The 19,029-nt window shown below is 46.0% G+C and carries 17 protein-coding genes; 16 read left to right on the forward strand and 1 reads right to left on the reverse strand.

Features of this window, described 5'->3' with window-relative positions; genetic code table 11:
• Positions 1-19: 19 nt before the first annotated feature.
• The 5 genes from rnc (at position 20) to acpS (ending at position 3,621) form a co-directional block, all read left to right on the forward strand.
• A complete protein-coding gene (rnc, locus tag NL643_RS19065) occupies positions 20-697 on the forward strand; it encodes a ribonuclease III (RefSeq protein ID WP_005393907.1) in 678 nt (225 codons plus the stop codon).
• Complete coding sequence (era, locus tag NL643_RS19070; RefSeq protein WP_253644984.1) at positions 690-1,652, forward strand: GTPase Era; 963 nt, start codon at positions 690-692, stop codon at positions 1,650-1,652. Before rnc ends, era begins: the two co-directional genes overlap by 8 nt.
• A gap of 115 nt (positions 1,653-1,767) precedes the next feature.
• On the forward strand, positions 1,768-2,499 hold the full coding sequence (gene recO, locus NL643_RS19075; RefSeq protein ID WP_006743310.1) for a DNA repair protein RecO: 732 nt from the start codon (positions 1,768-1,770) through the stop codon (positions 2,497-2,499).
• Positions 2,496-3,227, forward strand: coding sequence for a pyridoxine 5'-phosphate synthase (gene pdxJ / locus NL643_RS19080; protein WP_253644985.1), 732 nt, complete (start codon positions 2,496-2,498; stop codon positions 3,225-3,227). Before recO ends, pdxJ begins: the two co-directional genes overlap by 4 nt.
• A gap of 13 nt (positions 3,228-3,240) precedes the next feature.
• Positions 3,241-3,621 (forward strand): holo-ACP synthase, encoded by a 381-nt coding sequence (acpS, locus tag NL643_RS19085; protein ID WP_012841407.1) that lies wholly within the window; start codon positions 3,241-3,243, stop codon positions 3,619-3,621.
• 69 nt (positions 3,622-3,690) lie between these two features.
• On the opposite strand, the gene barA is transcribed toward acpS, so the two are convergent.
• On the reverse strand, positions 3,691-6,489 hold the full coding sequence (gene barA / locus NL643_RS19090) for a two-component sensor histidine kinase BarA (protein WP_243328159.1): 2,799 nt from the start codon (positions 6,487-6,489) through the stop codon (positions 3,691-3,693).
• Between the two features lie 192 nt (positions 6,490-6,681).
• On the opposite strand from barA, the gene rlmD reads away from it, so the two are divergent.
• From rlmD to NL643_RS19145, 11 genes are all read left to right on the forward strand, one after another.
• Positions 6,682-8,001, forward strand: a complete 1,320-nt coding sequence (gene rlmD / locus NL643_RS19095) for a 23S rRNA (uracil(1939)-C(5))-methyltransferase RlmD (protein ID WP_253644986.1) — start codon at positions 6,682-6,684, stop codon at positions 7,999-8,001.
• A gap of 123 nt (positions 8,002-8,124) precedes the next feature.
• Positions 8,125-10,344 (forward strand): GTP diphosphokinase, encoded by a 2,220-nt coding sequence (relA, locus tag NL643_RS19100; protein WP_005393896.1) that lies wholly within the window; start codon positions 8,125-8,127, stop codon positions 10,342-10,344.
• A 209-nt stretch (positions 10,345-10,553) separates the two neighbouring features.
• A complete protein-coding gene (gene mazG, locus NL643_RS19105; RefSeq protein WP_109169440.1) occupies positions 10,554-11,351 on the forward strand; it encodes a nucleoside triphosphate pyrophosphohydrolase in 798 nt (265 codons plus the stop codon).
• A 211-nt stretch (positions 11,352-11,562) separates the two neighbouring features.
• The gene (locus NL643_RS19110; protein ID WP_005393892.1) at positions 11,563-13,203 is read left to right on the forward strand and encodes a CTP synthase; all 1,641 of its coding nucleotides are present in this window, start codon (positions 11,563-11,565) and stop codon (positions 13,201-13,203) included.
• A 78-nt stretch (positions 13,204-13,281) separates the two neighbouring features.
• Positions 13,282-14,583: a phosphopyruvate hydratase gene (gene eno / locus NL643_RS19115; RefSeq protein WP_005383785.1), complete on the forward strand. Its 1,302-nt coding sequence runs from the start codon at positions 13,282-13,284 to the stop codon at positions 14,581-14,583.
• Positions 14,584-15,049: 466 nt separating this feature from the next.
• Positions 15,050-15,331 (forward strand): cell division protein FtsB, encoded by a 282-nt coding sequence (gene ftsB / locus NL643_RS19120; RefSeq protein ID WP_005380907.1) that lies wholly within the window; start codon positions 15,050-15,052, stop codon positions 15,329-15,331.
• A 1-nt stretch (position 15,332) separates the two neighbouring features.
• Positions 15,333-16,037: a 2-C-methyl-D-erythritol 4-phosphate cytidylyltransferase gene (gene ispD, locus NL643_RS19125; RefSeq protein WP_065646112.1), complete on the forward strand. Its 705-nt coding sequence runs from the start codon at positions 15,333-15,335 to the stop codon at positions 16,035-16,037.
• Positions 16,038-16,054: 17 nt separating this feature from the next.
• Complete coding sequence (gene ispF / locus NL643_RS19130) at positions 16,055-16,531, forward strand: 2-C-methyl-D-erythritol 2,4-cyclodiphosphate synthase (RefSeq protein WP_005393886.1); 477 nt, start codon at positions 16,055-16,057, stop codon at positions 16,529-16,531.
• Positions 16,532-16,577: 46 nt separating this feature from the next.
• Positions 16,578-17,621: a tRNA pseudouridine(13) synthase TruD gene (truD, locus tag NL643_RS19135; protein ID WP_253644987.1), complete on the forward strand. Its 1,044-nt coding sequence runs from the start codon at positions 16,578-16,580 to the stop codon at positions 17,619-17,621.
• Positions 17,621-18,397, forward strand: coding sequence for a 5'/3'-nucleotidase SurE (gene surE / locus NL643_RS19140; protein ID WP_253644988.1), 777 nt, complete (start codon positions 17,621-17,623; stop codon positions 18,395-18,397). The genes truD and surE overlap by 1 nt, the downstream gene beginning before the upstream one ends.
• On the forward strand, positions 18,397-19,023 hold the full coding sequence (locus NL643_RS19145; protein WP_005393881.1) for a protein-L-isoaspartate(D-aspartate) O-methyltransferase: 627 nt from the start codon (positions 18,397-18,399) through the stop codon (positions 19,021-19,023). The genes surE and NL643_RS19145 overlap by 1 nt, the downstream gene beginning before the upstream one ends.
• Positions 19,024-19,029 lie beyond the last annotated feature (6 nt).

Here is a 19,029-nt window from a genome sequence, read left to right on the forward strand (position 1 = left end):
CATTTTATATCGAGAGAGTATGAATTCTCCAATTGATAAACTAGAGAGAAAGCTCGGCTACCAGTTTCAAGATGCCGGGCTTATCAACTTGGCGCTGACTCACCGCAGCGCCAACAGTAAGCATAATGAACGTCTTGAGTTTCTGGGCGATTCAATTTTAAGTTTTGTCATCGCTGATGATCTGTACCATCGTTTCCCGAAAGTGAACGAGGGTGACATGAGCCGTATGCGTGCTACTTTGGTTCGCGGACATACATTGGCGGAACTGGGTCGTGAATTCGATCTAGGAGATTATTTAAAATTAGGTCCAGGTGAATTGAAGAGTGGCGGTTTCCGCCGAGACTCTATTTTAGCCGATGCGGTTGAAGCCATTATTGGCGCAATTTACCTAGACAGCGATCTTGAAGTCGTGCGAGGCATTGTACTGAGTTGGTACAACTCACGCCTTGAAGCCATTAAACCTGGCGTCTCACAAAAAGATCCGAAAACTCGCCTACAAGAGTTCCTACAAGGCAGAAGAAAACCGCTGCCTGTGTACACAGTGACTAATATTAAAGGTGAAGCGCACAACCAAGAATTTACGGTTGAGTGTGAAGTAGCAGGTGTGGACAAGCCTGTAATCGGGAAAGGCACCAGCCGCCGCAAGGCAGAACAAGCGGCTGCTGAAACAGCACTTGAGCAATTAACAAATGGCTGATAACGAATTCGATATCGATGCGTTTTTCGCATCACAAGGTGAGCCAAGCTCGCCAGAAAACCAGCACTGTGGCTTCATTGCTATTGTTGGTCGCCCAAACGTAGGTAAGTCGACACTTCTGAACAAAATCTTGGGTCAGAAGATTTCGATCACCTCACGTAAGCCGCAAACAACACGCCACCGCATTATGGGTGTGGACAAAGACGGCGATTACCAAGCGATTTACGTTGACACGCCAGGACTTCACATCGAAGAAAAGCGTGCGATTAACCGTTTGATGAACCGTGCGGCTAACTCATCTCTAAGTGATGTAAACCTAGTGTTTTTCTTAGTCGATGGTACGCATTGGACTAAAGACGATGAGATGGTGCTGACTAAGCTTCAAAAATCGAACTTCCCAGTTGTGCTTTGTGTCAATAAAGTCGACAACGTGCAAGATCGTAACGAAGTGATGCTACACATGGCTGAGATGTCTAAAAAGATGGACTTCGTTGACGTTGTGCCAATCTCTGCGAAACAAGGGAAGAACATTGATGTACTGCGTAAGCACGTGCGTAATCACTTACCTAAAGCAACGCATCACTTCCCAGAAGAATACGTGACTGATCGCTCTCAGCGCTTTATGGCATCTGAAATTGTGCGTGAAAAGTTAATGCGTTTTACGGGTGAAGAATTGCCATACTCGGTAACGGTCGAGATTGAACGTTTTGATTACAACCCAGAAACTGACGGTTTCCATATCAATGCCTTGATTCTTGTGGAGCGTAATGGCCAGAAGAAAATGGTTATTGGTAAAGGTGGCGAGAAGATCAAGACCATTGGTCGTGAAGCGCGTTTAGATATGGAAGAGTTGTTCGGTCGTAAGGTTTACCTAGAAACCTGGGTAAAAGTGAAATCTGGCTGGGCAGACGATGAACGAGCACTGCGCTCGTTGGGTTATATCGACGACTTATAATCTTGGCTGCGAAGATGCTTCGCTCCAACATCGATGAAAACTCAGTATCGATTAAAATAAGGAGCCGCTTGGCTCCTTATTTTTTATTTCACACTTTTTAGGCACAATGACTTCGATGAGTAATCTGTCTTCTGAAGGTTTACAGCGCTGCTTTGTATTACATCGCCGCCCTTACAGTGAATCGAGCTTAATCCTTGATGTATTCAGTGAGGAATATGGTCGAATGACTTTAATGGCCAAAGGCGCGCGCAGTAAGCGTTCGAACTTAAAAGGCGCATTGCAACCTTTTACTCCGCTGTTACTTAAATGGTCGGGGAAAGGTTCGATGAAGACTTTGCGTCAAGCCGAGCCGATAAGCCTAGGCTTACCGCTAACGGGCATTAATCTCTACTCAGCCATGTACGTCAATGAACTGATTGGCCGTATCTTGATGGCGGAAGTGCCGATGCCAGCGCTATTTCATGATTATTTGCATGCGTTAACAGAGTTGGCACACAACGAGAACCCTGAGCCAGCACTGCGTCGTTTTGAGTTAGCACTGCTCTCTTCTATGGGGTATGGCGTGGATTTCTTGCACTGTGCAGGTACTGGCGAGCCCGTCGACCCAGAGATGACGTATCGTTACCGGGAACAAAAAGGCTTCATAGCTTCGGTTAGGCGCGATAACCTTACGTTTTTAGGGAATGAACTGATTGCTATCAGTGAGCGGCGGTTCGTCACTAAAGAGCAGCTAAAAGCGGCAAAACGCTTTACACGTATAGCCTTAAAGCCGTATCTTGGCGGCAAACCTTTAAAAAGTCGTGAATTTTTCATTCAGACCCCCAGAGCACGGAGTAACGGAAAATGAGCTCAATTTATTTAGGCGTCAATATCGACCATATTGCCACTCTACGTAATGCACGTGGTACAAAATACCCTGATCCTGTTCACGCTGCAGAAATTGCTGAGCGTGCAGGCGCGGATGGTATCACAATTCACTTACGTGAAGACCGTCGCCATATTTTGGACCGTGATGTACATATTCTGCGTGAAACCATTCAAACGCGCATGAATCTAGAGATGGCTGTGACGGACGAAATGGTTGAGATTGCGCTGCAAACTAAACCAGAGTTTGTGTGCTTAGTGCCTGAAAAACGTGAAGAACTGACGACGGAAGGTGGCTTGGACGTTGTGGGGCAGCTTGAAAAAATTAAAGCTGCGACGAAAAAGCTGACAGATGCTGGCATTAAAGTTTCACTCTTTATTGATGCTGATCGTCAACAGATTGAAGCGGCAAAAAAGTGTGGTGCTCCGTTTATTGAGCTACACACTGGTCATTATGCTGATGCGACGACAGAAGACGAACAGCAAGCAGAACTGAAGAAGATTGCCGCTGGTGCGAGTTATGCTCATGATCTAGGTATTATTGTTAATGCCGGGCATGGACTGACTTATCACAATGTTGCGCCAATTGCTGCATTACCAGAAATTTACGAACTCAACATTGGTCACTCAATCATTGGTCGTGCGGTATTTGATGGTTTGAATAAAGCGGTTGCGGACATGAAAGCACTGATGATTGAGGCACGCCAGTAATAGGGCTATCTAGATGGCGATTATAGGGTTAGGGACCGACATTGCAGAAATTGAGCGTATTGAAAAAGCGTTAGCTCGTAGTGGTGAGCCTTTTGCTCAGCGTATTCTTTCAGAAGAAGAAATGGCTAAATTTTCACAGCTTAAGCTGCAAGGCCGCTATCTTGCTAAGCGCTTTGCGGTCAAAGAAGCGGCCTCAAAAGCATTGGGAACAGGGATCGCAAAAGGGGTCACGTTTCACGATTTTTCCATCTCGAACGATGCGCTTGGAAAACCAGTGCTCGCATTGACGGGCACAGCAAAACAAATAGCGGATGCGATGGGCGTTAACCACATTCACCTGTCCATTTCCGATGAGCGTCATTACGCTGTGGCGACGGTCATTTTTGAATCCTAGCTTGTAAGTCTTAAACAAAATACTAAAAAGCCAGAGCAGATGCTCTGGCTTTCTTGTCTCTCGAGCAGATTACTGTTCAAGGTATAATTTTGCAGTCGTTGTGACTTTAATCATTTCATCTTGCAGCTCGAACATTTCAGGCTCAACCTCCTCAAGACTGACCCCTGAGCGCAGTGCTTGCTCAAGCGTCGCACAGAGTGATTTCAGCCTAGGCACTCCGCAATATGAGCTACTGCCGTGCAGCTTATGGATGACATGAATTAGGTCATCACGGGAGATATCTTCTTGCTCCAGAGCTTGGTCAACGACTGCTTCTACTTCAGGGATGAACTCAATCAACATGCGCAGCATGTCTTTGGCGAGATCCTCTTTATTCGCGCTCTGTTTTAAGGCAGCTTGCCAATCAATAATCACATCCTGCTGAGGCGAAGAAACGGATTGTGGCGCGCTCCCTTCAGGCTCATCAACGTATGAAGGGGCGACTTTGCCAATGCTCTCTGTACAAGCATTTGGGTTCCAGTGAACCAAAACCTGTTGTAGCACATGCTCTTCAATAGGTTTGGTCAAGTAATCATCCATTCCTGCCGAGAGCAAGCGATCTCTTTCACCCGCCATGGCATGCGCAGTTACCGCAATCACTGGCGTGTCTTTATTTAACTCCAACTCTTTAATGTGCTGACAAGCGGTCACACCATCCATTTGTGGCATTTGGATATCCATGAAGATTAAGTCGTACTTTTTCTCCGTCGCAAGGTTCACCGCTTGCTGGCCATTGCTGCAGGCGGTGACGGTTTCTACTCGTTCGCGGAGCAGAGCGGAAATCAGCTTCAAGTTCGCTGGGTTATCATCCACCGCTAACACCGTCAGAGGTAAACGCTCCCCTTCGCTTGGCGTAATTGGAGCACTCAATGTTGGTGGTGATTCGACATGTTCGCTAATCAGGCTTTGTAGCAGTTTACGGCGAGACAACGGCTTCGTCAGGCATTGGACGTGATGCTCTGTCATAATTTGGTCGGCAAGTGCCAGTTCGGTACTCGGCGTCCCTAGGATCACACTCGGAGCCATGCGTTTCGCTTGTTCTATCCAAGGTGTAATGACGTCTGCATCATGCGTTTGATTCGCCGCTAAATTCAGTAATACATAGTCATATTGTTCTTCGTTTTTCGGTAGCGAAGAGCGGTAGGTTACTAAGATACCTTCTTGACTTAGAATCTGTTGGGTTACGGATGCGGCTTGCATGTTTGGTTCAATCAACAGCAACTGTTTGCCCGTTAGAAGCTCCACTTCAATCAGTTCGCTCATTGGCATCTCTGTTGAGTGCAAGCGCACCGTAAACCAGAACGTCGAACCTTGGTGTAGGCGGCTGGTTAAGCTGATCTCGCCACCCATCTGGCTTACCAATTTCTGCGTGATAACCAAACCTAACCCAGTGCCACCGTAGCGACGTGAAATGCTGGCATCCGCTTGGCTAAATGCTTGGAATAATTGCGCTTGCTGACGTTCAGAAATACCAATGCCGGTATCACGCACCATGAATTGCAGTTCGACGGAGTCCCCAGATTGAGAGCGCATTTCAACGCTAACATCAATGTTGCCTCGCTCGGTAAACTTGATGGAGTTACCGACTAAGTTCGTCAAAATTTGCTGGATACGTAGTGGGTCCCCAACTAAACCCGGTGGAATTTTAGGGTCCACTTTTAGGGTGATTTCTAACCCTTTCTCATGTGCACTTGTGGCTTGTAGGTTAATCACTTCTTCTAAACTTTCTCGGAAATCAAACGGAATGTTTTCCAGCGCCAGCTTACCCGCCTCAAGTTTCGAGAAGTCGAGAATGTCATTGATGATGTTCAGTAGATTGTTCGCCGACTTCTCAATCGTCTGTAGGTAATCAGTTTGGCTGTTAGAAAGCTGCGTTTTAAGCATTTGACGAGTAAAGCCAATAACCCCATTGAGCGGAGTACGCAGTTCGTGCGACATGTTCGCCAAGAACTCAGATTTAACCCTGGCCGCTTCTTGCGCACGTTTCTTCGCGATATCTAACTCAACGTTCTGAATCTCTAGCTGCTCAAGCGTTTCACGCAAGTCTGATGTGGCTTGGTCTATACTGTGCTGCATCTCCACGTGATATTCCGATAGCGATACCGCCATGGCGTTAATACCGTTTTTCAGTTGGTCTAACTCACCATGCATTTTACCTTCGATACGCACGTCTAGGTGACCACGGCGAATGCGGTCAACGACATTCTTCATGTGGGTGATAGGCTGGGTAACATCGTGCATCAGACGTGAAGCAAACACACTTGCCAAGCCAAGACCAAGTATAAGAACTAAAAAAGCAGAGAAAACTTCTTGATACTGTTGCAGCCTTAAAGAGGAGAGATCTAACTCAACGGCAATATAACCAATTGCTTTGGTTCCTTGGCTTTCGTTCGACAACTCCGCTAAATAGTGACCCTCTGACAAAATAGGTACGCGCAATATCAGTGAGTTTTCGTAGATTTCCGAATTGCCCAGTTGCGGGATCGGTTTATCTTTGGGGAACATCAAGGCTTCGAAATTAGGGTGAAAGTTAGATGTCACGAAGAGCTCATGATGTTCATCAAACACCGCGATACTACGAACCAGTTTAGAGTTTTTGCGATGGGCGTAGCTTATCAAGCGACGTACCGCCTCTCGGCTTTCTGATAGTAGATGAGTTTCACTGGCAATTGCTAACGGCTCAATGATGCTGTTACCAGTGGTGATAACTTGTTTCTCAAGGTCTTGGTAGCGATTAAATGAGAAAAAACCGCTCAGTAATAAACCAATGATGAGAGTGGGAGCGAGAGTCAGTGTAATTACACGTGCTCGTAAGCCATATCTGGTCATGTTATCTAATTACATCGGAGTCTGGATATGGGAAAATAACGCATTATTTCTCAAGCGCACGATAAGGCGTTGAGCAAAGAAGTGACGTCACCTAATAAACGGTAAGCATAATCAAGTCACTCGAATCACACAACGGCTGCAATCAAGAATAGTGAAGCCGAAGAGCAATTAGACATAAATCAGGCATAGAGCATGGCACGCATCTTTCAACCGAAAAAGAAAACCCAACTCAATACTCGTCATCAAGCGGTGCAAGTGGAGCGTTTAGATCACCACGGCGCAGGTATTGCTTACCTAAAGAAAAAACCGCTGTTTATTGATGGCGCATTGCCGGGAGAAGAAGTCGTCACACAATTAGTGGAAGAAAAAAGTAAATTTGCTCGCGGTAAACTGATTAAGATTCTTAAGCCGAGTGACACTCGCGTGGAGCCATTTTGTCCGCATTACCACGAGTGTGGTGGCTGTGACTTGCAACACCTAGATTATGACCAACAATTGACGTACAAACAGCAAACGTTGCGTCAGCTAATGCGAAAATTTTCAGGCAGTGACATTGAACTAGATGCCCCGTTATTGGGAGATTCGCAGGCCTACCGTCGCCGTGCGAGAGTGAGCTTGTTTGTTGATAAAAAAACACGTCAGCTACATTTTGGTTTCCGTAAAAAGCAGAGTAAGCAAATTGCGCAAGTGACCGATTGCCCAGTGCTGGCGCCGGAACTGAACGTTCTGCTTCCAGAGATTTATTCAGCACTAAAAGCGTTTAAAAAGCCCGAGCAATTGGGTCATGTAGAGCTGGTTCTTGGTGATAATGGGCCGTGTATTACGTTGCGTCACTTGAGTGCTCTGACAGCGAGTGAAACTCAATCTCTAACGGAGTTGGCAAAACGTCATGGTGCATCGCTGTACCTAATGCCAGCAACAGATCAGCTAAACCTTGTTGAAGGCGATATGCCTTTCTATCAAGAAGTTGGCGTGAAAATTCCTTTTGCGCCAAATAATTTTATTCAAGTGAACCAAGCCGTAAACAAAAAAATGGTCAAGCAAGCGGTTGAGTGGTTAGACCCGCAAAAGAGTGACCGAGTGTTAGATTTGTTTTGCGGCGTAGGCAACTTCAGTTTACCGATTGCGAAGTTAGCTAAGCACGTGGTTGGGGTTGAAGGTGTTGCAGAGATGGTCGAAAAAGCCACAAATAATGCATCCTTGAACCAAATCAATAATGCGCAATTTTATCACGCTAACCTTGAGCAAGATTTTGAAGGGCAGGTCTGGACGGCAGAACAGTTTGATAAAGTGCTGTTAGACCCAGCACGCGCGGGGGCAAGTGGGATCATCGATCAAGTTTCTGAGCTTGGCGCACAGCGTGTAGTTTATGTTTCTTGTAATCCTGCTACCCTTGCTAGGGACAGCCAAAGCTTGATGGAGCAAGGCTATAAATTAACTAAATTAGGTATGCTGGACATGTTCCCTCATACCAGTCATCTAGAATCGATGGCATTGTTTGAAAAGTCCTAACTTTAGGACTTTGGCCCCTTATTTGTGGTGGGTGGTCATAAAGCCAGCGTTTACGCGCAGGTAAAAGAACTAACCTGGACGGTGTTAGTCAAACCACACGAATATAATAATTAGGATGATGAGATGGTTGCGGTAAGAAGCGCGCATTTAAACCAAGATGAACAGTTTGAACTCGAAAACTGGGTGGCTAGCCTAGGACAAGAGAAAAACACAGCCTCACGCTTAATCGAAGTATATCGAGATTGCCAGACGGTATTAGCCGATAACGAGCAAGCGGAACTGTTGTTGTGGCGTGGACGAGAAATGATCGAAATTTTGATCACCTTGTCTATGGATCAGGCCACCTTAGTGGCTGCACAACTGTTTCCTTTGGTTTCAAGTGGTGCTTTTAACAGAGAAATTCTGGAAGAGAAATACAGCAAAGAAATCATAAAATTAATTGATGGCGTTGAAGAGATGGCGGCTATTGGCCAACTCAATGTCAACATGGAAGGCAGTGCAGCGTCATCTCAGGTAGATAACGTACGCCGTATGCTGCTTGCCATGGTGGATGACTTCCGCTGCGTGGTTATCAAGCTCGCGGAACGAATTTGTAATCTTATTGAAGTTAAAAAAGCGCCTGATGAGGTTCGACGTGCGGCGGCAAAAGAGTGTGCCAACATCTATGCGCCGCTAGCAAACCGATTAGGCATCGGTCAGCTGAAATGGGAAATTGAAGATTACGCTTTCCGCTACCAACAGCCGGAAACTTACAAACAAATTGCCAAGCAGCTTTCTGAGCGACGCATCGTTCGTGAACAGTACATCAAAGACTTTGTTGAAGACCTCACGCACGAAATGGAAGTGTCAGGTATTAACGCCGAAGTGAGTGGTCGACCTAAGCACATCTACAGCATTTGGCGAAAAATGCAGAAGAAGAGTTTGGCATTCGATGAGCTGTTTGATGTTCGAGCAGTACGTATCATCGCAGACAAACTGCAAGACTGTTACGCGGCTTTGGGTGTAGTTCACACCAAATACAAGCACCTACCGAGCGAGTTTGATGACTACGTTGCTAACCCTAAACCAAACGGTTATCAATCGATCCACACCGTAATTCTAGGGCCAGAAGGCAAAACCATCGAGATCCAGATTCGTACCAAGCAAATGCATGAAGAGTCGGAGCTGGGTGTTGCCGCGCACTGGAAATATAAAGAAGGGGCAAGCAGCCGAAGCGGTTATGATGAGAAGATCACGTGGCTGCGTAAGCTACTGGATTGGCAAGAAGAAATGTCAGATTCTGGCGAAATGCTTGATGAGCTACGTAGCCAAGTCTTTGATGACCGCGTCTATGCGTTTACGCCTCGTGGCGATGTTGTCGATTTACCTATGGGGGCAACGCCGCTAGATTTTGCCTACCATATTCACTCCGAAGTCGGACACCGTTGTATTGGCGCCAAAGTCGGAGGCCGCATAGTACCGTTTACTCATAAACTACATATGGGTGATCAGGTTGAGATTATCACTCAGAAAGAGCCTAACCCATCGCGAGACTGGTTAAACCCATCATTAGGCTTCGTTCATTCTGGCCGCGCGCGTGCCAAAATTAACGCCTGGTTCCGAAAGCAAAGCCGTGAGAAGAACCTCGAAGCGGGTCGTGAAATTCTTGAACATGAGTTAGCAAAAATTGGCGCAACGTTAAAAGATGCTGAGCATTACGCTCTCAAACGGTTTAACGTCAAAACACCAGATGAGCTTTACGTTGGTGTTGGTAGCGGTGATTTGCGTATCAACCAAATCATTAACCATATTAATGCGCTCGTTAACAAGCCAACGGCAGAAGAAGAAGACCAGCAAGCACTGGAAAAACTGCAAGAAGCAGAGCACAAATCACCAGCGCAAAGCCGACCGAAAAAAGACGCCGTCGTTGTAGAAGGCGTTGATAACCTAATGACGCACCTAGCGCGTTGCTGTCAGCCGATTCCAGGTGATGATATCTGTGGTTACATAACGCAAGGGCGCGGGATTTCAGTACACCGCAGTGACTGTGAGCAGTTAGAAGAACTGCGCCATCATGCGCCAGAGCGTATCATTGATACTGTCTGGGGCAGCGGCTTCGTCGGGTCATACATCCTCACCGTCCGTGTTGAAGCGATGGAGCGAGGTGGTCTACTCAAAGACATTACGACACTGTTCGCCAACGAAAAGATCAAAGTGACCAGTATGAAGAACCGAGTCGATTACAGACGTCAACTTGCCATCATGGACTTTGACCTAGAAGTCACCAATATTGAGGTGCTTTCTCGTGTTTCGAAGCGTGTTGAGCAGATTAAGGATGTGATGACGGTGAAACGCCTCGGCTAACTTTCACGTCGTACTTGTCACTTTTACTGCGTTAACTGCGTTTTCTTGCTCCATCACATAGGCGAGCTATGCTCAGGAGTCGCGAAAACTTGTTGCCTTGTCAAAGTAACAATTACTTAGTGAAAGCTGCTGAGAAAATATAATGTAGAAGGTGAGTGGTTTTGGCTGCTCACCTTTTTCTTTAGTAGAAAGGTTTAAAGGAACAAAAAATGAGTCATCCAATTGAACAATTAGAACAAATCATGGCGAAGTTGCGTGACCCAGAAAACGGTTGCCCTTGGGACTTAAAACAAACCTTTGACACCATCGTTCCGCACACCATCGAAGAAACTTACGAAGTGGTGGACGCGATTCAAAATCGAGACTGGACCAATCTAAAAGAAGAGCTAGGGGATTTGTTGTTTCAGGTGATTTTTTACAGTCAGCTAGCGAAAGAGCAAGAGCTGTTCGACTTTTCGGATGTCGTCGAAACCGTGAATGAAAAACTGACTCGCCGTCATCCTCATGTTTTTTCAGATGTTGAGTTTGAATCGGACGAGGAAATCAACGCCAACTGGGAAGCGGAAAAAGCAAAAGAAAAAGCGCAGGTAGGCAAAGCGGAAGAAAGTATCCTAGACTCAATACCAAACTCTTTGCCGGCACTTTCTCGTGCTACAAAGATACAGAAAAAATGTGCGAAATATGGATTTGACTGGGACTCTCTTGGCCCGGTCGTCGATAAGGTGCGAGAAGAAATTGATGAAGTCATGGAAGAAGCACTACAAGTTCAGCCTGATGAAGAAAAAGTGGAGTTGGAACTCGGCGATTTGCTATTTGCGACCGTCAATTTGGCACGCCATCTTGATAAAAATCCAGAAGTCGCACTAGGTAAAGCAAACTTAAAGTTTGCGAGACGTTTTAAGCAAGTTGAAGGAAAGGTCCAGCAGTCAGGCAAAGCGCTTACAGATTGTTCTTTATCAGAGCTCGACGATTTCTGGGATGAAGTAAAGCGAGAAGAGTCTAGATAGGGGGAAATAAGCGGAATATACAATATGAGGCCAGTTTGCCTCTTAACACGAAAACGGACTTTGGTTTGTCTTTGCTCACTTTGATTTGAAGCAAAAAATAAAAAATTACGGTGTGATAGATTTCACGTTGTGGCGGTAAGGAGCTTCTGGTATATTTATCTCCCGTCCAGAAGCACTCCATTTCCCTCATTCAACCAATTTCAGGTTAAACATGACGACAAATTACATTTTTGTTACTGGCGGGGTTGTATCCTCTCTAGGTAAAGGTATTGCAGCAGCATCTCTTGCGGCTATTCTAGAAGCTCGTGGTCTTAAAGTGACTATGATGAAGCTTGACCCTTACATCAACGTTGACCCGGGCACAATGAGCCCTACTCAGCACGGTGAAGTGTTCGTTACAGAAGATGGCGCAGAGACTGACCTTGACCTTGGTCACTACGAGCGTTTCATCCGTACCAAGATGACCAAGCGTAACAACTTTACTGCAGGTCGTGTTTATGCCGACGTACTTCGTAAAGAACGTCGTGGTGACTACCTAGGCGCAACTATTCAAGTTATCCCTCACATCACTAACGCGATCAAAGACCGTGTAATTGCTGGCTCTGAAGGCCATGATGTGGCTATCGTTGAAGTTGGCGGTACCGTTGGTGATATCGAATCACTACCATTTATGGAAGCGATTCGTCAGCTAGCCGTTGAACTAGGCCGTGAGCGCGCAATGTTCATGCACCTAACACTTGTTCCTTACCTAGCGGCAGCGGGCGAAGTGAAAACTAAGCCAACTCAACACTCTGTAAAAGAACTTCTATCTATCGGTATTCAGCCAGATATCCTAGTTTGCCGTAGCGACCGCGTTATTCCAGCGAATGAACGTAAGAAAATCGCACTATTCTGTAATGTTCCAGAAAAAGCAGTAATTTCAATGAAGGACGTAGATTCTATCTACAAGATCCCTCAATTGATCAAGTCTCAAGGTCTAGATGATCTTGTGTGTGCTCGCTTTGGCATCACAGCTCCTGAAGCTGATCTTTCTGAGTGGGAACAGGTTATTTACGAAGAAGCAAATCCTACTGGTGAAGTAACCATCGGTATGGTTGGTAAATACACTGAATTGCCAGATGCATACAAGTCTGTGAACGAAGCGCTTAAACACGCTGGCTTGAAAAACCGTCTAAGTGTCACAATTAAGTATGTAGACTCACAAGATATCGAAACAAAAGGCGTTGAGCTGCTAGAAGGCTTAGACGCGATCCTAGTTCCAGGTGGCTTCGGCGATCGTGGTATTGAAGGCAAGATCCGTGCGGCTCAATATGCACGTGAAAACAATGTGCCTTACCTAGGTATTTGTTTGGGTATGCAAGTTGCACTAATTGAATACGCGCGTAACGTTGCGGGTATGGAAGGTGCACATTCAACAGAATTTAACAAAGAGACTAAGTACCCTGTGGTAGGTTTGATCACAGAGTGGGTAGACGAGTCAGGTAACGTAGAAGAGCGTACTGAAAAGTCTGACCTAGGTGGTACGATGCGTCTTGGTTCACAGCTATGTCACCTAGAGAAAGGTACGAAAGCTCGTGAACTTTACGGTAGCGCGACGATCCATGAACGTCACCGTCACCGTTACGAAGTGAATAATGTGCTTCGTCCGCAAATCGAAAAAGCAGGTCTGAAAGTTTCTGGCCTATCAGCGGACAAGAAGTTAGTGGAAATGATTGAGAACCCAGCTCACCCATGGTTTGTAGCGGCTCAGTTCCACCCAGAATTCACATCGACTCCTCGCGATGGCCACCCATTGTTTGCAGGTTTCGTTAAAGCTGCGGGCCAAAACGCACGCGGCGAATTCGAGAAGTAAAAGGATACGGGCGGCGGCGAAGGTTGTGCTGCTGCCCTTTAAAATTGACATTTATATTTGAAACGAGAGGAAACATTAATGTCTAAGATCGTTAAAGTTCTAGGTCGTGAAATCATCGACTCACGTGGTAACCCAACTGTAGAAGCTGAAGTACACCTAGAAGGCGGTTTCGTAGGTATGGCGGCAGCTCCATCTGGCGCATCTACTGGTTCTCGCGAAGCTCTTGAGCTACGTGACGGTGACAAAGCACGTTTCCTAGGTAAAGGTGTTCTTAAAGCAGTTGAAGCTGTAAACGGCCCAATCGCTGAAGCTCTAGTTGGCAAAGACGCTAAAGACCAAGCTGCAATCGATGCAGTAATGATCGAACTAGACGGCACTGAAAACAAATCTAAATTCGGTGCTAACGCTATCCTAGCTGTTTCTCTAGCAAACGCTAAAGCTGCTGCTGCAGCTAAAGGCATGCCTCTATACGAGCACATCGCTGAACTAAACGGTACAGCTGGTCAGTTCTCTATGCCTCTACCAATGATGAACATCATCAACGGTGGTGAGCACGCAGACAACAACGTTGACATCCAAGAGTTCATGATCCAACCAGTTGGCGCTAAGACTCTTAAAGAAGGTCTACGTATCGGTGCAGAAGTATTCCACAACCTAGCTAAAGTTCTTAAGTCTAAAGGCTACAGCACTGCAGTTGGTGACGAAGGTGGTTTCGCTCCTAACCTTAAATCTAACGCTGAAGCTCTAGAAGTTATCGCAGAAGCTGTTGCAGCTGCTGGTTACGAACTAGGTAAAGACGTTACTCTAGCTATGGACTGTGCAGCATCTGAGTTCTTCGACAAAGAAGCTGGCATCTACAACATGAAAGGCGAAGGTAAAACTTTCACTTCTGAAGAGTTCAACCACTACCTAGCTGAGCTAGCTAACCAATTCCCAATCGTTTCTATCGAAGACGGTCTAGACGAGTCTGACTGGGATGGCTTCAAGCACCAAACTGAACTACTAGGTGACAAACTTCAACTAGTAGGTGACGACCTATTCGTTACTAACACTAAGATCCTTGCTGAAGGTATCGAGAAAGGCGTAGCTAACTCTATCCTTATTAAGTTCAACCAAATCGGTTCTCTAACTGAGACTCTAGCTGCAATCAAGATGGCTAAAGACGCAGGTTACACAGCAGTAATCTCTCACCGTTCTGGCGAAACTGAAGATGCAACTATCGCTGACCTAGCGGTAGGTACTGCTGCAGGTCAAATCAAAACTGGTTCTATGAGCCGTTCTGACCGTGTTGCTAAGTACAACCAACTAATCCGTATCGAGGAAGCTCTAGGTGAGCGCGCTCCTTTCAACGGTCTTAAAGAAGTTAAAGGTCAAGCTTAATTCTTAATTGAATAAGTTTAGCTAAATAGCTTTCTAGAAACGCTCCACTTCGGTGGAGCGTTTTTTATTTAAGAGCGATGAGCCGTTCTGGCCGTGTTGCTTGCCATACCTAAAGAAAGCAACCCATTTATCTGCATCGAGGAAGCTCTAGATGAGCACGCTCCTCCATGTTTCAAAGAAGCGGTCTTAAAGAAGTTCAAGCTTAGTTCTTCATTGGATTAACCGCTTAGATTGAAGCTTTGAAAATACCCTGATTTTGCGGGGTGTTTTTGTATCTATAGGCTTGTATTTCTTGGTCTTACTTTGGTGAGTGCTAAGAATAGCTTCATATGTCTTTGTTTCATTTTGCTGCTTATTTCTTGTAAGGAGCGTGTGAGTCTCCCTTTCTCCCCTAGAGGCGACCTCGCATTTATGCTATATATGTCACCTTATCTAATTCCTTCCGGTACAGAATGTTAGCAGCGATATGCGAATCTTTGTTATAGCCCTTACGCTACTGTTTGGCTTGCTTCAATACACTCTATGGTTTGGTAAAAACGGAGTGTCTGACTACTACACAGTAAAAGATGAAATTGAAGTTCAGCAACAAGTGAACAGCAAGCTACAAGCTCGCAATAATGAAATGTTTGCTGAGATTGATGACTTAAGGCAAGGTCTTGATGCGATTGAAGAACGTGCGCGTCATGAGCTTGGTTTAGTTAAAGATGGCGAGACTTTCTACCGCATTATAGGTGAGGAAAATCATTAAAATGTTGGATGTGAACTCATCGCATGTCGCAATTGTTCCTGCTGCCGGTGTCGGTAGTCGAATGAAGGCTGACCGCCCTAAGCAATATTTATTGATCGACGGAAAAGCGGTGCTGGAACACACTGTAGAAAAGTTGCTGTCGCACCCACGAATTTCGAAAGTGGTTGTCGCCATTACCGAAGGTGACCCTTATTTCCCTGAGTTAACCATCGCGAACCATCCTGATGTAATTCAAGTCGCGGGTGGCAAAGAGCGCGCTGATTCCGTACTTTCAGGGCTAAACTATGTCAATGAACATCTGGAAAGCGAGTGGGTATTGGTCCACGACGCTGCGAGGCCATGTGTATTAACATCCGACATTGACCGTTTGATTGATGTTTGCTGCGCTCACCCAACGGGTGGCATCCTCGCATCTCCAGTGAGAGACACAATGAAGCGAGCAAATGCAGCACAAGATATCGGTCATACGGTAGAGAGAGAAGCATTGTGGCATGCATTAACTCCACAAATGTTTAAAACTCAACAACTAACTCGAGCACTGGCTGACGCATTAGAACAAGGCGTAGCCATCACGGATGAAGCATCGGCTTTAGAGTGGTTGGGCGAAACGCCTGCTTTAGTCCAGGGTAATGCGAATAACATAAAAATTACTCAGCCAGAAGATCTCGCGTTAGCCGAGTTTTATCTGAGCCGTGAGCGCGGCTAAAAAAGAAAGGATAAAAAATGATTCGAATTGGTCATGGTTTTGACGTGCATAAATTTGGTGGTGAAGGCCCGGTCATTATCGGTGGTGTTGCTATCCCTTACGAGCAGGGCTTAGTAGCCCACTCAGATGGTGATGTTGCTCTTCATGCTTTGACTGATGCGCTACTCGGGGCGATTGCTGCGGGTGATATTGGTCGTCACTTCCCGGATACCGACGATAAATGGAAAGGGGCAAATAGCCGCGAATTGTTGAAGGACGTTTATCGTCGTGTCAAAGAGCAAGGCTACCGCCTTGGTAATGCCGATGTCACCATCATGGCACAAGCACCTAAGATGGCACCTCATATTGACGCGATGTGTGCGGCGATTGCAGAAGACCTAGAAACCGATATTAGTAACATTAACGTAAAAGCGACGACGACAGAGCGTCTCGGTTTTACTGGACGCAAAGAAGGCATTGCAACGGAAGCCGTGGTGCTTCTGTTCAAGCAATAATTAACCAATTTGCTCCCTAATGCTGTGTAAACAGCGGAAAAACATCATGTCAGATATTTTATCTTCATTGGCTTATCTAACGGGTAAGCCTGTTGCATCGGCAAAAATCAAAGCGCAACCAGAACATTTTCAGGTTCGTGAGGATTTAGGTTTTGCCTTTACGGGCGAAGGCGAGCACCTAATGGTTCGTATCCGTAAAACGGGCGAGAACACCAGCTTCGTTGCTAACGAGTTAGCAAAAGCCTGTGGTGTTAAGTCGAAAGACGTTAGCTGGGCGGGTCTTAAAGACCGTCATGCGGTGACGGAACAGTGGTTAAGTGTGCATTTACCAAAAGGTGAAACGCCAGATTTTTCAGCGTTTTTGTCTCAATATCCAAGTATCGAAATCCTTGCAACAGATCGTCACAATAAAAAACTGCGTCCTGGAGACTTAATAGGGAACGAGTTTGTTGTCACTTTGTCTGAAGTGACTGACGTTGAAGATATAGAGCAACGCCTTGAAAAAGTGAAACAAGTTGGTGTGCCAAACTACTTTGGTAGTCAGCGTTTTGGCAATGATGGCAATAACCTTGAAGAAGCACGTCGATGGGGACGCGAAAACGTTCGTACCCGTAATCAAAATAAGCGCAGCATGTATTTATCAGCGGCGCGTTCGTGGATCTTCAACCGTATCGTTTCTGCTCGTCTAGAAAGTGGTGTGTTTGATAAATTCATCGATGGTGATATTGCACAGACAAATTCTGGCACTCAGTTGGTTGATGCAAGCAATATCGCAGATCTACAAGCACAATTTGCTGCTGGTGAAGTGGCAATTACCGCTGCGCTTGCTGGCGATAATGCGCTTCCAACTCAAGCGGATGCGCTTACTTTAGAACAACCGTTCTTAGATGAAGAGCCTGATCTCATGGCGCTGATTCGTGGTAATCGCATGCGCCATGACCGTCGCGATATTGCGCTGAAGCCAAAAGATTTAGCTTGGACGGTTGAAGGTAACAACATTACGCTGACTTTCTCATTGGATGCGGGATCTTTTGCAACCTCTATCGTTCGTGAGTTAGTTAATGAGGTTGAAGTAGAAAGAGAATACTAATGGAACAGGATTCACTAAACGCGAAGCCCCTAAGAGTCTTAATCAGCAACGACGATGGCGTACATGCGCAAGGGATTCATGCACTTGCTGATGAGTTGCGAGATATCGCTGAAGTGACCATTGTCGCACCTGACCGAAATCGTTCAGGTGCTTCGAACTCACTGACACTAGAGCAACCATTACGCGTAACTGAAATTGCCCCAAATATCTATTCAGTGCAAGGAACGCCTACAGATTGTGTACATTTCGCGCTGAATGAGCTGATGAAAGATGATTTGCCCGATCTTGTTTTATCAGGCATCAACCATGGTGCAAATTTGGGTGATGACGTTCTTTACTCAGGAACGGTAGCTGCAGCAATGGAAGGGCATTTCCTTGGTGTTCAGTCGGTTGCTTTTTCGCTGGTGGGTAAGCGTCATTTCGAATCTGCCGCAAAAATTGCACGTCAAATTGTGCAACAGCATTTAGCGTCTCCGATTCCAACGAATCGGTTATTGAACGTAAACGTGCCTGACTTACCAGTAGAAAACCTGGGCGAAATCGAAGTCACGCGTTTGGGTGCGCGTCATCACGCAGAGAATATGATTAAGCAGAAAGATCCGAGAGGTCATGATATTTATTGGCTAGGGCCTCCAGGAAAAGAGCAAGATGCGGGGGAGGGCACTGACTTTTATGCGATTGAACATGGTCGAGTTTCAATGACGCCTCTGCAAGTTGATCTCACTGCTCATGAGTCGCTGCGTGCAATGGATAGTTGGTTAAAGGAAGAGAAGTAATGAGTAACCCACATGCTGACAGGTTGATAGCGTTTCTTATCTCCAGTGGCATCAAAGACCAAAGAGTTCTGGATGCTATCCAACGCTTACCACGAGAAAGCTTTGTCTCTCAAGCGATGATGCACCAAGCCTACGATAACAATGCGTTACCGATTGGTCAGGGACAAACTATTTCTCAACCTTATATTGTTGCTCGTATGACCGAGTTACTCGAACTAGAGCCAACGAGTCACGTACTGGAAATCGGAACGGGTTCCGGTTATCAAACCGCAGTACTGGCGAAAATTGTTGACCATGTATACTCCGTTGAGCGAATTAAATCGTTGCAATGGGAAGCAAAACGCCGTCTGAAACAATTGGATATCTACAATGTTTCAACCAAGCATGCTGATGGGTGGCAAGGCTGGGAAGCTCGTGGTCCTTTCGATGCCATCATTGTTACTGCAGCTGCAGAAGTGATCCCCCAAGCACTTCTCGCACAATTAAAAGATGGCGGTAAGATGGTGATTCCTGTTGGAGATAAGGAGCAACAGTTACTAAAAATTGAACGTAAGGGAGATGAATATCTCTCTACTGTTGTGGAAATGGTTCGATTTGTACCTCTGGTTGCGGGTGATTTAGCTTAAGGGTTA

It is taken from the genome of Vibrio sp. Y42_MX_L11 (assembly GCF_024181785.1).
In the GTDB taxonomy this organism is placed as follows: domain Bacteria; phylum Pseudomonadota; class Gammaproteobacteria; order Enterobacterales; family Vibrionaceae; genus Vibrio; species Vibrio diabolicus.

Excerpts from the sequence above, each read along its gene's own strand:
- rlmD (WP_253644986.1), top strand. The coding sequence starts at position 6,682 with ATGGCACGCATCTTTCAACCGAAAAAGAAAACCCAACTCAATACTCGT.
- acpS (WP_012841407.1), top strand. The coding sequence starts at position 3,241 with ATGGCGATTATAGGGTTAGGGACCGACATTGCAGAAATTGAGCGTATT.
- ispF (WP_005393886.1), top strand. The coding sequence starts at position 16,055 with ATGATTCGAATTGGTCATGGTTTTGACGTGCATAAATTTGGTGGTGAA.
- eno (WP_005383785.1), top strand. The coding sequence starts at position 13,282 with ATGTCTAAGATCGTTAAAGTTCTAGGTCGTGAAATCATCGACTCACGT.
- era (WP_253644984.1), top strand. The coding sequence starts at position 690 with ATGGCTGATAACGAATTCGATATCGATGCGTTTTTCGCATCACAAGGT.
- recO (WP_006743310.1), top strand. The coding sequence starts at position 1,768 with ATGAGTAATCTGTCTTCTGAAGGTTTACAGCGCTGCTTTGTATTACAT.
- mazG (WP_109169440.1), top strand. The coding sequence starts at position 10,554 with ATGAGTCATCCAATTGAACAATTAGAACAAATCATGGCGAAGTTGCGT.
- relA (WP_005393896.1), top strand. The coding sequence starts at position 8,125 with ATGGTTGCGGTAAGAAGCGCGCATTTAAACCAAGATGAACAGTTTGAA.
- barA (WP_243328159.1), bottom strand. The coding sequence starts at position 6,489 with ATGACCAGATATGGCTTACGAGCACGTGTAATTACACTGACTCTCGCT.
- truD (WP_253644987.1), top strand. The coding sequence starts at position 16,578 with ATGTCAGATATTTTATCTTCATTGGCTTATCTAACGGGTAAGCCTGTT.
- NL643_RS19145 (WP_005393881.1), top strand. The coding sequence starts at position 18,397 with ATGAGTAACCCACATGCTGACAGGTTGATAGCGTTTCTTATCTCCAGT.
- rnc (WP_005393907.1), top strand. The coding sequence starts at position 20 with ATGAATTCTCCAATTGATAAACTAGAGAGAAAGCTCGGCTACCAGTTT.
- ftsB (WP_005380907.1), top strand. The coding sequence starts at position 15,050 with ATGCGAATCTTTGTTATAGCCCTTACGCTACTGTTTGGCTTGCTTCAA.
- surE (WP_253644988.1), top strand. The coding sequence starts at position 17,621 with ATGGAACAGGATTCACTAAACGCGAAGCCCCTAAGAGTCTTAATCAGC.
- pdxJ (WP_253644985.1), top strand. The coding sequence starts at position 2,496 with ATGAGCTCAATTTATTTAGGCGTCAATATCGACCATATTGCCACTCTA.
- NL643_RS19110 (WP_005393892.1), top strand. The coding sequence starts at position 11,563 with ATGACGACAAATTACATTTTTGTTACTGGCGGGGTTGTATCCTCTCTA.
- ispD (WP_065646112.1), top strand. The coding sequence starts at position 15,333 with ATGTTGGATGTGAACTCATCGCATGTCGCAATTGTTCCTGCTGCCGGT.